Annotated in this window: 7 protein-coding genes; 4 read left to right on the top strand and 3 right to left on the bottom strand. The window is 47.1% G+C overall.

Annotation, left to right across the window (positions count from 1 at the left end; translation table 11 throughout):
- Positions 1–2: 2 nt before the first annotated feature.
- Positions 3–2,972, bottom strand: a complete 2,970-nt coding sequence (locus tag FEM55_RS07860; protein WP_138280793.1) for an FAD-binding and (Fe-S)-binding domain-containing protein — start codon at positions 2,970–2,972, stop codon at positions 3–5.
- Positions 2,973–3,100: 128 nt separating this feature from the next.
- Between FEM55_RS07860 and FEM55_RS07855 the strand changes: the two genes are divergently transcribed.
- A complete protein-coding gene (locus FEM55_RS07855; protein ID WP_138280792.1) occupies positions 3,101–4,558 on the top strand; it encodes a TlpA family protein disulfide reductase in 1,458 nt (485 codons plus the stop codon).
- Between the two features lie 345 nt (positions 4,559–4,903).
- A complete protein-coding gene (locus FEM55_RS07850; RefSeq protein WP_138280791.1) occupies positions 4,904–6,388 on the top strand; it encodes an ArnT family glycosyltransferase in 1,485 nt (494 codons plus the stop codon).
- 45 nt (positions 6,389–6,433) lie between these two features.
- On the opposite strand, the gene FEM55_RS07845 is transcribed toward FEM55_RS07850, so the two are convergent.
- Both FEM55_RS07845 and FEM55_RS07840 read right to left on the bottom strand, forming a co-directional pair.
- Positions 6,434–7,696: a sensor histidine kinase gene (locus tag FEM55_RS07845; protein WP_138280790.1), complete on the bottom strand. Its 1,263-nt coding sequence runs from the start codon at positions 7,694–7,696 to the stop codon at positions 6,434–6,436.
- Complete coding sequence (locus tag FEM55_RS07840) at positions 7,693–8,370, bottom strand: response regulator transcription factor (RefSeq protein WP_138280789.1); 678 nt, start codon at positions 8,368–8,370, stop codon at positions 7,693–7,695. Before FEM55_RS07840 ends, FEM55_RS07845 begins: the two co-directional genes overlap by 4 nt.
- A gap of 169 nt (positions 8,371–8,539) precedes the next feature.
- Between FEM55_RS07840 and FEM55_RS07835 the strand changes: the two genes are divergently transcribed.
- Together FEM55_RS07835 and FEM55_RS07830 are read left to right on the top strand one after the other, a co-directional pair.
- Entirely contained in the window at positions 8,540–9,976 is a 1,437-nt protein-coding gene (locus FEM55_RS07835; RefSeq protein WP_138280788.1) for a TolC family protein, read from the top strand.
- Positions 9,977–10,035: 59 nt separating this feature from the next.
- Positions 10,036–14,397: an efflux RND transporter permease subunit gene (locus FEM55_RS07830; RefSeq protein WP_138280787.1), complete on the top strand. Its 4,362-nt coding sequence runs from the start codon at positions 10,036–10,038 to the stop codon at positions 14,395–14,397.
- Positions 14,398–14,435 lie beyond the last annotated feature (38 nt).

Genomic DNA, 14,435 nt, shown 5'->3' with positions numbered 1-14,435 from the left:
GGCTATTTGACCAGTGCATCCCATAAAATCTCGGCAGGATGTTTTGAGTAACGTCCTGTCCCGTCTTTTATCTGATGACGGCAGCTGGTTCCGGCAGACGCAATGATCACGTCCTCAGGCTGTTTACGTACTGCGGGAAAAAGAACAAGTTCACCTATTTGCATGGAAACTTCATAATGTTCTTCTTCATACCCGAACGAACCGGCCATTCCGCAGCAGCCTGACGGGATCAGCTGAACCTGATAATTTTCCGGCAGAGACAGTGCCTTTTTGGATGCAGACAAAGTAGACAACGCTTTCTGGTGACAATGCCCGTGCAACTTGATCAGTTGCTTTTTTTGTGTAAAAACACTCTTGTCAATACGCTTTGCATCTATTTCGCGGGCTATGAATTCTTCAAAAAGCATTGCATTTGCAGAGATCTTTTCTGCATTTTCTTTCAGATTTTCAGGAACAAGCGCAAGGTATTCATCCCGGAACGACAACAGAGCCGACGGCTCTATTCCGATCAGAGGCGTGTCATAAGTAACAAGATCTTCAAGCAGCTCCACATTTTTGATGGCAAATTTCTGCGCTTCCTTTACAAACCCCTTGGAAAGATAAGACCTTCCGGAATCGACATGCTGAGGAATTTCGACTTCATAACCCAGTTTTTCAAGCAGACTTATGGTTGCTTTTCCGATTTCGACATCGTTATAATTTGTAAATTCATCGCAGAACAGATATACTTTCCGACTAAAGGCAGCCTTTGTATTAGCGACTGATTTCCCGGCTTTTCTCTTTTTCCACCATTGCATCAACGTTTCCCTGTGCAGCAGCGGCATGCTTCGGTCCGGATGAAACCCGACCATTTTATTCGCCATTTTCCGCAACGCAGGCGTTCCGAATACACTGTTGAAAGCCCAGGGTGCGATGGAAGCCAGTTTCATTTGCTGTGAAAATCCTGCAATCAGTTTGCTTCTCAGCGGAACGCCATTTGTTTCATAGTACTGCTGCGTAAATTCCGCTTTCATTTTCCCGATGTCCACGCTCGACGGGCATTCCGATTTGCATCCTTTGCACGACAGGCACAGATCCAGAATTTCCTTTACCATTTCCTGCGTAGGCGCGATTTCGGTCTTCTCATTGTCGGGCGTAAGGTATTGCCGCAGGATGTTTGCCCTTGCCCTTGTCGTGTCCCTTTCGCGGCGTGTGGCCATGTAGCTCGGGCACATGGTTCCGCCGGTCAGTTCTGTTTTACGGCAGTCGCCTGAACCGCTGCATTTTTCGGACAGGCGCAGCATGCCTTCTTCTTTGGTGAAATCAAATGTCGTTTCGATCTTCGGCTGAGGCTTGTCCTGTTCGTAACGCAGGAATTCGTTCATCGGAGGCGTATCCACGATTTTATTGGCGTTGAAAATGCCTTTCGGGTCCCAGATCCTTTTTACCTGACGAAACATTTCATATACTTCCTCGCCCATCATAAAAGGAATGAATTCGCCCCGGAGCCGTCCGTCGCCATGCTCGCCCGAAAGTGCACCGTTGTATTTCTTCACGAGTTTCGCCGTATCCGCCAGTACTTTGCGGAACAGCTCCTTGCCGGCACTGGTTTTCAGATTGATCATGGGTTCCACATGCAGCTCGCCTGCGCCGGCATGTGCATAGTACGAAGCGTGCAATCCGTGTTCTTTCAGCAAAATCTCGACTTCAGCAATGTATGCAGGCAAGTCCTCAACGGCAACGGCGCAGTCTTCAATCAGGTTTACCGGCTGTGTATCGCCGGGAAGGTTCCGGATCAGTCCTAATCCTGCCTTTCTGATTTCCCAGGCTTTGTCGGCATCTTTACCAAAAAGCAGCGGATAAGCGTATCCCAGTTTATTTTCCCGGAGTTCCGCAACCAGCGCATCGGCCTGCATTCTGACTTGATCTTCATGATTTCCCCAGAATTCGACCATCAGCAAAGCCGCCGGATCGCCTTCCATGAAAAAACGGTTTTGGGAGTAAATGGTATGTTCTTTCGTAAAATCCATGATGTACCGGTCCACAAGTTCGGAAGCTTTCGGGCGGTGCTTCATGGCAATGTGGTTGGCAAAAAGCGATTCGTCCAGCGAACGGGTATGAACACAGACAACGCCTACCGAAGCCGGCGGCACATCCACCAATGCCAGTTTGGCCTCGGTCACAAAACATAAAGTCCCTTCCGAGCCGGCAATAAGGTTACAAAGATTGATTTCATTTTTAGTAAAATTACTGACCAGCGCATCCAGTGCATACCCCGAATTGCGACGCGTTACGGTTGCTTTGGGAAACTGTTTCCGGATCAGTTCCTGATCTAAAGGATTGGAAACGAGCCCGTACATGCCCGCACGAATGGCTTGCTCGCGCTGACTTTTGATCTGCTTTGCTGCCATTGCGCCGGTATAATCGGCCACATGCTCATTTTTAAAAACAGTTTCACTTCCGTCTGAAAGCAAGGCTTTTACTTCCAGCAGATGATCTCTTGTGGAACCCCATGTAATGGAATGCAGCCCACAGGAATTGTTGCCGATCATCCCGCCGATCATGGCCCGGCTTGCTGTGGACGTTTCCGGTCCGAAAAGCAATCCGTATTGTGCAAGATGCTTGTTCAGGTCGTCGCGGATAACGCCGGGCTGTACTTTTACCCATTTTTCCTGAACATTCACTTCCAGAACCCGATTGAAATGTTTTGAAATATCCACAACAATCCCGCTTCCGACCACTTGTCCGGCCAGTGAAGTGCCGGCTGCACGCGGGATCAGCGTAATTTTATTTGCATCTGCGAATGCTATCAATCTCTGAATATCTTCGGTTGTACGCGGCAGCGCAACGGCCAGTGGCAGTTCCTGATAAACGGAAGCATCCGTTGCGTAAACGGAACGCTGCGCAGCATGTACGGTAGAATTGTCAAAATAAAGTTCTCCCTCAAAGCGGGAACGAAGGGCATTGAATTGAAAAACAGATACGCGGCTCATCTGAAAATAGACAGAAATGGAAAGGCTAAGTTAAAATAAGTTGAGGGCTTTGGCACATTTATGTTACGTATATTGGCACAGTTTTTAAAAATCACATTCACATTCTATACTTCTCACGGATACACAAAATGAAAAAAGCACTATTTATTATACTGTTGTTTACCGGATTTATTGCAAATGCCCAGAACACAGCCATACTGACTTTAACAGCCTCAAAACCAGGTCCGGCCACTGCCACGCTCATTCTGGAAGATGTACACTTTCATCCCAACCTGGGCACCGGGCTTGCCGATACCCGTCTGGAAACCGCAGCATCCGTAAACTTTAACAAAAAAACGAGTGAAAAAGCCGTCGTCAAACTGAATGAACCTAAAATAATGCGGCTTCAGTATAGCGGAAACGGCGTCAATAAAACCTGGATGCTGTTTGTGCAGCCGGGCGACGAACTGAATATTAATTTCTCTGACAACGCGGATGTTTCCTTTTCCGGAAAAAATGCCGCATATCAGGATTTTCTGAAAAGTTACTTTCTTGAAAACCAGTTTCAGTATTTACCCGTATTCGGCTACAAACCTTCGCAGATCAATAATGAAAGCGTCGTGCAGCAAAGCGACAGTCTGAAACAAGTGCGTCTGAACGCGTTTCAGAAATTCAAAAGTTCCAACACGGTCGTTCCTGCATTCGAGGCTTACGTCATGGCTACGACTCATACGGAACCTTCCCTCATGAGAAGACTCATTCAGGAAAAAATCATGCGCCGCAACCGGGTCGTGAAACTGGATGCCGCGCAACGGAAAGAACTGGAAGATTTCACACTGACCGATTTCAAAATACAGCCGGACGACGCATTGCTGAGCCAGGCTTATCGTGACGAACTGCGCAACTGGGTACTGATTCCGTCCACACGCAGGTTTCCGCTTGAATCCGGTTCGCGGTATGAAATCAGTCCGGAAGCGTTGAAGGATGTCTATGCTTTCAGTAAGGAAAAATTGGCCGCTTTCCCGAAACAGAAGGAATATCTGCTCACCTACTGGCTTAATTATGCCGCAACGGCAATCCCCTCCATCGAAACCGGTAAAATGCTTCTTGCAGATTACAAAACGACCTTTCCGCAATCGCCTTATTCCGAATATATTTCCAGACTGATCCGGACAAAAGAATCCTTGCAGCCCGGCGCTTCTGTTCCGGATGTTACGTTGCTGGCTCCCGACAGTTCTTCCATTGCGGTTTCTTCGCTTTCCGGCAAACCTGTTTGTATGGTTTTTTCATTCAGCATCGGTCAGCACGAACCCGCGCTGAAAGTATTTGAAGATAAATATGCCGATAAAGCAATGTTTGTCTATGTTTTGGTCGCGCCCGGAATTCCATTAAGAACCTGGAAAAAATACGTCAAGGAAAGAGCCGGCGTAAAACACCTCTGGGCTTCCGACGCAGCGATGGAAGTGCTGAAAGAAAAATACGCCATCGATATCCGCTATCCGTTTCTGGTTATAAATGCATCCGGCAAGATCGTGAACCGCTGGATACCGCAGGAATTTCCGAATAATCAAACATTGGATGCGGAGCTGCAAAAAGTAGCGAAGTAATAGTCAATGGCTATCAATAATGGCTATTGTCTGCAAAAATATCCCTGTTGATAACTCAGCTTAACCTTCGGATAAACAGCTCTGCCGGCTAATTTGATCTTGTGCTACATTTATTGGCTGATGCTTCCTGACAACCTTGAAAGTTGCCGGGAGGCTGTCATTGATCAAATTTATATATACACACAAATCCAATGGATTTTAGTAAACAGCAATTCAGCGCTTTCGGCTTCACGCAGAAGAAGGCAGCAATCGGTTCAGCCAATCAAAACGGACAAGGCTTTTTCAAAAAAGGAAGCCTTTTAGAACCTCATTTCCGCTGTTTACTATATTAAAACAGTTCTGTAAATGGATTCAGGAAAGGAACTTGATTTGCGCAGGCAAAAAGAGTTTACTAAAAATCCGGGCTGGCTTTTGACGATCTGTTTTATAGGGATGACTTTTATTCCGAGATCGTTTGACCATGTATTGTTTATCGACGGGCTGGCCTATGCTGCAATTTCGAGGAATATGGCTTTGGGACAAGGCACATTCTGGGAACCGCATTTTGCGGATTCATTCTGGCTGCCCTACAATCAATGCTTGTTTTTCTGCGAACATCCGCCATTGATGTTCGGACTTCAATCGGTTTTATTCAGAATTCTGGGAGATACAATGGCCGTCGAAAATAGCTATAATACAATCATTCTGCTGGCAAGCATCTGGCTGATCGTCAGGGTCTGGCAAAAATTGTTTGAGCATAACAGTCCGGTCGGGGAACACGCATGGCTGCCCGTTTTACTTTGGTACGGCCTCCGAATTGTATGGTGGAGTGTACCCAACAATCTACTCGACACAACCATGGCTGTCTTTTGCCTGTGTTCCTGCTACTTTCAACTGACAGCCATTACGGCAAGCCAGTTCAAACCCGGTTGCTGGCTGCTTGCGGGAGTCATGATCTTTTTTGCATGTATGACGAAAGGTCCTGCCGGGATTTTTCCGCTTGCGTTCCCGGCAATTTATTCGCTGGTTTATGGAAAGGTCTTTTTTAAACCTGCCTTATCAGGCACCTTAACGATGCTGGGCGGATTTCTATCGTTGATGCTCCTCCTTCTTCAGTATCCGCCAGCTCATTATTTTCTCAGCCATTATTTTGAAGGACAGGTTATGGCGGCGCTGTTAAAGAAAAGAGAGAAAGTCAGTAATGACTGGACTGCCCATTTTTATCTTGTCAGGCTTTTGTTCACGAATATTATCCCGCACCTCGTCCTGCTTTCAGGGCTTCTGGCTGCCAACTTTTATTATGAATTAAAACTAAAAATCTCCGGTCAGACGAAAAATGTATGTTACCTGATATTCTTGCTGACAATCGCAGTCGTCTTTCCGATGCTGGTCAGTGTAAAGCAAGGCGATTATTATCTAATGCCGGCTCTGCCTTTCGTCGGATTATTTTTTGCTGCATGCACGATTGAACTGCTTTTACCAATCACAATAAAATTCCCGTTTACAACCCGCTTGTCTGTTTATGCCATGTCTTCAATAACCGTGATCCTGATGACCTGCAAACTTATTTATCCCGAACCGGATCGGATGTTTGATATAGCAAAGAAGCTTTCCGGATACGTACCGCCCAATTCAAAAATTTATCTTCCGAATAAAATCTCGAATGATGCGGCAATTCATACTTCCTTTCAAAGGTATGGCCGGTTGTCCATCGCTTATAATCCAAAGGGCACGAAGTACCTGTATTTTGACAATTCCGGAGAAACCATGCTGGATTCTATCAAACAAACTGGCGCGTATCAGATTATTGATCTTGGAGTTAATGCTGCGCTTGCCATTTACAACAAGTAACACGCGTGTCTTTTTGACAGGTAAAAAAGAAATTTATTTGATTAATCAAGCTGTGCGTACACGGATAATATGCATGGAGTCAATATTTTCATAGGAAATATGCAGATCATAATTATCACAAATCTGCTTTACAATGGCAAGGCCGAGACCCAGCGATTCGGCTCCGGAAGATTCTTTTTTAAACCTTTCAAAAAGCCTTTCAGGATTTGTTTTGAGCACATTTCCCGAATTACTGATCTGAAGAAACTCAGGGGCGGTTTCAATTTGAAGCAATCCGTTTACATGATTATGTTTGATGGCATTGTTCAGCAGATTGGCAATCATAATATCCGCAAGCGCCGGCGACATCATTTTATAAAAGCTGCCCGAAGACTGAATTTGTACAGTAATCTGCTTGTGTGAAAGAATATCTTCAAAATCGCCGAGCTTTTTTTCAACAAATTTGGAAAGATCAATTTCTTCTGATTCAGTAAACTGCTGATTTTCAATTTTTGCAAGTAACAAAAGTCCCTGATTTAGCCGGGACATTCTTCGCGACGCATGATAAATCTCTTCAATCCAGTACGTATGGTCTTTCCCGAGGTCGCCCGACTGGATAAATTGCTCCACGCGCGCATTGATGAGTGCAAGCGGCGTCTGGATTTCGTGCGATGCGTTTTCAGTAAATTCGCGCAGACTTTTATAATCATGCTGCATTTTGAAAGCCATTTTTTCCATGACATCGCCCAGCTCGTTGAACTCCGTAATATTGCTGTCGGCGAGTTTCAGCTTCTCATCTTTTGTCCAGTCAAAATCCTTGATGCGGGCTAGTGAATCATAAAACGGCTGCCATAATTTTCCGGAAAGTCTCCGGTGAAAAAAGAACATACAGATCATCAGAAGACCCAGAAACGCAATGATTGCCGCAGAAACCGCTTCGATCAGTTTGTAAGACTGGATCATGGATTTACGGATCGCCACCCGGTACGGTTTTCCATTGATGACCGTATAAAACGTAAGCTGCCGGAAAGGGTCCAGACTTTCTTCGTAGCGGTTGTGAATGAGCGTGTCTGTAAAAACAGCTTTTTTGGAAAAAGAGCCGTTTGCAGGCTTCACCTCAATCTTGTTTTCCACAAAATAGGAGTTGCTTTCCCACGTATTATGGATGCGGATGTAGGTTTCAAAATCCCGTTTTTCCACTTTAAGCCTGCTTTCCACTTCATCATAAATCATCGACCGGATCATGCGGTAAAAGGCAATTCCCACAACAAAATAAATAGCGAGCGACGCCAGCAGGTAAATGCGGCTGGTTTTTTGCAGCAGTTTCAAGAAGCAGTAAATTTATAACCGATGCCGTAAATGGACTGAATATAATCTTTTCCGTCCTTTTCCAGAATTTTCCGGCGCAGGTTTTTAATGTGCGAATAAACCATATCAAGCGAGTCCGACGAATCCATGTGATCGCCCCAGAGATGTTCCGCAATGGATTCCTTTGTAAGCGCAACGTCGATATTGGAAAGAAAATAAAGCAGCAGATCGTATTCTGTTCTGGATAACAGCGTCTCTTTTTCACTCACGAAAACCTTGCGGGCTTTTAACTGCACCCGGATTTCCCTCCAGATCATGTCATTGCTTCCGCCAAAATAACGGCGCCGGATGAGTGATTTTACGCGTGCGTTCAGTTCGGAAAGATGGAACGGCTTCGTCATATAATCGTCCGACCCGATTTCCAGTCCCTTGATCTTATCTTCCAGCGTGTTTCTGGCAGAAATGATGATGATTCCGGTTGTGGCAACTATCTTTTTCAGGGTTTCAATAATGCTGAAACCATCGCCGTCGGGCAAGGTAAGATCCACAATCGTGCAATCGTACTGATAAAGACTGATTTTTTCGTCGGCCTGCCAGAATGTATTTGCCACTTCACAGATAAAACCTTCTCTGGACAAGTAATCCACGATACTTTCCGCCAATCCCTTTTCATCCTCTACAACTAATATTTTCATGCAAGATTTCTGAAGATAACGGCCAAAGTTAAAGCCGGAAACTGGAAACATTTGGGAAGTCAATAAATGATCAATGAGGCTTTTGCTCAAAGCCTTTTTCCCAAATGTTTCCAGAATCGGACCCTAATTTCGGCAGAAAGTTCTTTTGTCGGATCTATTTTCTCACTCCATGAATCAATCAAGTTTCAAGAACACGATTTCCGGAAAGCGCCACAGCAAGGCATTTTCCCTGCTGAATTCGCTAGCCTTTTTTCTGCTGTTTCTGTCGCCCGTTTACAAAGCGGCTGCGCAAAAAGTAAAATTGCAGGAGATACTGGAAAAAGGGAAGCAAAATTATCCGTTCCTGAAAGCCAAACAAGCCGAAATTCACAACACTGAAAGCCGCATCCGGTCTGTCAAAACCGATTATCTGCCTTCGCTGGTTGTACAGGATCAGTATACTTTTGCTACAAGCAACAGCGTCACCGGCGCTTTCTGGCCCAACGAAGGCAGCGCCATTTCGCCATCCGGCGGCATTCGCCCGGAGAATATTTATACCGGTACTTTCGGCAGTTTCACAACGGCACTTGTAGACTGGCGCTTTTTTAATTTCGGCAAAGTAAAAGCCAATGTAAAGTCTGCAAAAGCAGAACTAAGCCGTAATCAGGCCGATTATGAGAATGAGCTTTTTCAGCATCAGGTCCGGATTGCCGATGCGTATCTCGTCTTGCTGATCAATCAGAAACTGGTGGAAGCACAGCGTCAGAATCTGGAAAGGGCGCTGGTTTTCAAAAGGGTTACGGATGCTGCGGTAAGCTCGGGAATGCGGCCCGGCGTGGACAGTTCGCTTTCCGCGGCGGAATATGCCAAAGCACAATTGCTTTTACTCGAAAGCCAGCGTTCCGAAAAAGCACAGCGGCTGAGACTTTCCGAACTGACCGGCGCATTACAGGACAGCATTGAAGTGGACAGCATGGGTTTTTATTCGCAATTGCCCGTAACCCATGATCAGACAGATTCATTTTTAAGAAATCCGGCACTGCGTTTTTCACAGGCGCAGATTGATGTTTCGCTCGCCCGTAGCCTGGCAGTACGCAAATCGTATTTGCCTTCCGTTTCACTGCTGGCTGCCGGCTGGGGACGCGGCTCGGGTATTTCAAATAAAGATGATTCATACCGCACCGATTTTGCAAGCGGCGTTCATTATCAGGTTTTTAATTATCTGTTTGGAATCTCAACGCGCTGGAACCTGACGAACATTGCCAAAGTTCGCAATGACTACAAAAGCGAGCAGTTTCAGGTTGAGCGTTTCAAGGAACTCTATGAAACGCAGAAACTGCAACTGGATCGTCAGTTGCGCGAAGCCAACATGCAGCTTCAGTTATCGCTTGAACAGGCGCGGCTTACGCCCGTTCAGCTTGGCGCCGCACAAAGAGCCTATAATCAGGCGGAAGCAAGATACCAAAGCGGACTTACGGATTTGTTCACACTTGCGCAAAGCGTAAATGCACTGAACCGGGCCGAAATTGACAAGTTTGTCACCAATGGCAATGTATGGCGGGCACTGCTCATGAAAGCAGCAGCAGCAGGTGATATGTCGTTGTTTCTGAACCAGATCGGAAACTAGTTTTTGCTTTCTTAACCTGTCCGAAATTCCGAAGTATTTAATCTGTAAACGAATTCATTATGTATCAACTCATTCGAACTGCCCTCCGACAGCCCATTTCCATTGTGGTTGTGGTCATCGGGATCCTGTTTTTTTCAGTACTTTCTATCCGCAGCATTCCGGTTGACATTTTCCCGAACCTCGACCTTCCGACCATTTATGTTGTTCAGCCTTACGGCGGTATGGCTCCGGATCAGATGGACGGATTCATTGCAACGCGTTATCAGGACCATTTTCTGTACGTTTCAGGAATCCGCGATGTGGACGTAAAAACGATTCAGGGACTTTCATTGATAAAGTTATCTTTTTATCCCGGAACGGATATGGCACAGGCGGCCGCCGAAGTGGCCAACAACGTATCGCGGGCCAAGGCGTATATGCCGGAGGGAACCGTGCCGCCGCAAGTTGTACGCTTTGACGCAAGTTCCGTTCCGATCGGGCAAATGGTTTTTGAAAGCTCATCCAGATCGCTGAACGAAATTCAGGATTTTGCTTCTTCCCGCGTACGACCCATGTTTAGCCAGATCGAAGGCGTTTCCAGCCCGCCGCCCTTCGGAGGAAATCAACGCACGATCGTGATCCGCGTGGATCCCGAACGCATCCGGAGTTATCATCTTACGCCGGAAGAAATCATCAAATCCATTATAACCAACAATCAGCCGTCTCCTGCCGGAAACATCCGCATGGGCGACCGTACGCTGATGACACCAGTCAATTCCCTGATCCATAAACCGGAAGATTTTTTGAACATCCCTATCCGAACCGGCGCAGGCCCGACCGTATTCATCCGGGATGTAGGAACGGTTGAGGACGGAGCCGATGTAACGGTGAGTTATGCTTTGATCAATGGCCGCCGGGCTGTTTACATTCCGGTTGTGAAAAAATCGGATGCTTCCACGCTGGACGTTGTGAACAACATCCGCGCCGCTTTGCCGCAGCTACGGAATGCGGTACCCGAAGATGTCAAGATTTCGTATGAATTCGACCAGTCCGTTTATGTAACAAATTCACTGAAAAGCCTGATTACAGAGGGAATTCTGGGTGCATTGCTGACGGGTTTGATGGTTTTGCTTTTCCTTAGAGACTGGCGGAGCGTCATTATCGTGATCGTAACAATTCCGATTTCCATTTTATCAGCTGTGATTCTGATGAACCTGTTTGGCCAGACGATCAACATTATGACATTGAGCGGACTTGCGCTTGCAATCGGGGTTTTGGTAGATCAGGCGACGGTAACAATTGAAAATATTCACCAGCATCAGGAAATGGGCAAACCCAAGCAAGAGGCGATCTGGGATGCCTGCAAGGAAATTGCATTTCCGGAATTTCTCATTTTGCTGGCGATTCTGGCCGTTTTTGCACCGTCTTTCGTCATGAGCGGCATTCCGCGATCGATGTTCCTGCCGCTTTCACTGGCTGTCGGCTTTGCCATGATTGCTTCTTTTCTGCTTTCACAAACGCTGGTTCCTGTACTGGCAAACTGGCTGCTGAAAGATCATCCGCATCATGAAGCACCGACACTTGCGCTGGACAGTCAGGAAGTAAAAGATGTTATTCAGGAAGGAAATCATGCATCGCTTCCGCCAACGGGATTTGAAAAATTCAAAAGAAAATACATCAACGTGCTGGGCGGTATTATGGATAAAGGTTCGTTTGTGGTGCCAATTTACCTTGTTGCAGCCATTGCTTTGATCGTAGGCGGTTTCTTCCTGATCGGGACGGATATTTTGCCCAAAGCAAACAGTCATCAGTTTCAGATGCGGCTGCGTGTTGCCGACGGAATCCGTGTGGAGCGCACCGAAGAAGCCACTTTGAAAGTGCTCGATCTGATCAAGTCGGAAGTAGGGAAAGAGCATGTTGAAATCTCATCGGCGTATGTCGGCACGGTTCCTTCGAGTTACGGAACTTCCAACATATTTGTTTTCAACAGCGGTCCGCATGAAGCTGTGTTACAGGTGTCTTTGCATGAAGATTTCCCCGTCAGAATGGATGCGTTGAAAGAAAAATTGCGCGAACGGATCGGTAAAGAAATCCCGGCACTGAAAATTTCCTTTGAACCGATTGAACTGGTTGATAAAATCATGAGCCAGGGAGCAGCAACGCCAATTGAAGTGAGCATTGCGGCAAAAGACGTGGAAGAAGCCGGAAGATTTGCCAAAATAATCCAGAAGGAAATGCAGCAGATTGCTTTTTTGCGGGATGTACAGATTGCGCAGCCGCTTTCCTATCCGGTACTGAATGTGGAAATCAACCGGGAAAGAGCCGGGCAGCTTGGCGTTACGTCCACGCAGGTTGCAAGATCGATGGTGGCGGCTACTTCTTCCAGTCGTTTTACGGATAAAAATCTCTGGCTGGACGATTCCAAAGGGCTCGCCTATCAGGTACAGGTACAGATTCCCGAGCATCAGATGAGTTCGATAGAAGACATCGGCACTATACCGCTCAAAGCCGGTGCGAGCAATCCGTTGCTGGCCGACGTTGCCACTTTTTCCGAAAAAACGGCGCCGGGAGAATACGACCGCGCCGGCCCGAACCGACTGGTGACCATAACCGCAAACATTCATAAAAAAGATTTGGGCGCAGCTACAACCGCTGTAAAAAAAGCCATTCAGAATGCCGGCGAACCTCCGAGGGGCGTATTGGTGGAATTGAAAGGACAATCGGATTTGCTTACCGAAACGCTGAGCAGTCTACAAACTGGTTTGCTGATCGCGGTTGTCATCATGTTTCTTTTACTTTCCGCTACGTATCAGTCGTTTAAACTTTCACTGGTTGTACTTTCCACGATTCCGGCCGTTGTTGTCGGCTCGCTTGGTCTGTTGCTGCTTACCGGCTCCACGCTGAACCTGCAGTCTTATATGGGACTGATTATGTCTGTCGGCGTTTCCGTGGCAAATGCGATTCTGATGGTGACAAATGCAGAAAACCTGCGGCTTCAGCTCGGTGATTCCAAACAAGCTGTATTGCTCGCAGCCGGAAGCCGGATCCGTCCGATCCTGATGACGAGCATTGCCATGATCGCCGGAATGATCCCGATGGCCAGCGGACTCGGCGAAGGCGGAGACCAGATTGCCCCGCTGGGGCAGGCCGTAATCGGCGGCCTGATTGCATCCACGCTGACTTCGTTGCTGATTTTGCCCGCCGTATTTTCAATGGTTCAGAAAAAAGCGTCGGTCCATTCGGTTTCCCTGGATCCCGAAGATCCTGAAAGTAATTTCTTTCGTAAAAAACTCCAAACATCCATCTCCATGAACACCCTGAAATCATTATTGGTCCTGATCACATTATCCGCTGGCATCATTTCCTGCAATTCCGAAGCAGGAAGTACAGAAAAGCAGGAGCAAAAAGCGGAACATACACCGGCAAGCGCGGAGCTTACACAGGTAAAAAGCATGCGACCGGCCAAGCAGATCGGTTTGCCCGGCGAGCTGAAACCCTGGAACAAGGTCAGTATTCATCCCAAAATCAGGGGTTTTGTGAAAACCGTGCAGGCGGACCGGGGAACGATAGTCAAAAAGGGACAGGTTCTGGCCGTACTGGAAGCGCCGGAAGTCATTTCGGAACTAAGCCAGGCCAAGGCGCAGCTTATTGCCGCAGAAGCAGCTTTGAACGAGATTAACACAAAATATCAAACCAGTGCACTTACATACAGCCGGCTTGTACGCACCAATCGAACGGAAGGAGCCGTTTCCCTGAATGAACTGGACATTGCCAAAGCCCGCGTAATGACGGACAGTTCTGCTATGGCCGTAGCGAAAGGAAATGTGCAGGCAGCGCGCTCGTTTCTGGAAACCAAATCGGAAATTGTAAGGTACCTTACCGTAACAGCGCCATTCAACGGGATTATAACAGAACGCAACATCAGTCCGGGCGCGTTGGTCGGGCCGGGCGAAGGCGGTGCAAAGCCTTTGTTTATCCTGGAAGACAATACCAAACTGCGTCTTACGCTGGCCATTCCTGAAAACTTGTCAAGTGCCGTTCCGTCCAGAGGAGAAATCAGCTTTACCGTTTCTGCCAGTCCGGAGAAAAAGTATAAAGCCGTTTACGCAAGAAGTTCGAGAACATTGTCTGAAGAAAACCGTTCGATGATGACCGAATTTGATGTTGAAAACCGCTCCAACGAACTGAAAGCGGGCATGTACGCACAGGTTTTGCTCAATACCGAACGCACTGCGCCGACTTTGTTCGTGCCCGTTACGTCAGTCGTAAATTCGAGTGAAATGGTGTTTATAATCCGGGAGAAAAACCGGAAAGCGGAATGGGTTCCGGTCAAAAAAGGAACGGTTGTGGATACGCTTGTGGAAGTATTCGGCGACCTGAACGAGGGCGACGCCATTGTTAAAAAGGCATCGGAAGAATACAGAAACGGACAAAACCTTTGAGTAGCCATATAAAAAAAGACTTGCCGGAATAAACCGGC

The sequence above is a fragment of the Dyadobacter sediminis genome, assembly GCF_005860765.1.
GTDB classification, from domain to species: domain Bacteria; phylum Bacteroidota; class Bacteroidia; order Cytophagales; family Spirosomataceae; genus Dyadobacter; species Dyadobacter sediminis.
This window is presented reverse-complemented; position numbering and strand designations above follow the sequence as displayed.

Excerpts from the sequence above, each read along its gene's own strand:
- FEM55_RS07860 (WP_138280793.1), bottom strand. The coding sequence starts at position 2,972 with ATGAGCCGCGTATCTGTTTTTCAATTCAATGCCCTTCGTTCCCGCTTT.
- FEM55_RS07855 (WP_138280792.1), top strand. The coding sequence starts at position 3,101 with ATGAAAAAAGCACTATTTATTATACTGTTGTTTACCGGATTTATTGCA.
- FEM55_RS07850 (WP_138280791.1), top strand. The coding sequence starts at position 4,904 with ATGGATTCAGGAAAGGAACTTGATTTGCGCAGGCAAAAAGAGTTTACT.
- FEM55_RS07840 (WP_138280789.1), bottom strand. The coding sequence starts at position 8,370 with ATGAAAATATTAGTTGTAGAGGATGAAAAGGGATTGGCGGAAAGTATC.
- FEM55_RS07835 (WP_138280788.1), top strand. The coding sequence starts at position 8,540 with ATGAATCAATCAAGTTTCAAGAACACGATTTCCGGAAAGCGCCACAGC.
- FEM55_RS07830 (WP_138280787.1), top strand. The coding sequence starts at position 10,036 with ATGTATCAACTCATTCGAACTGCCCTCCGACAGCCCATTTCCATTGTG.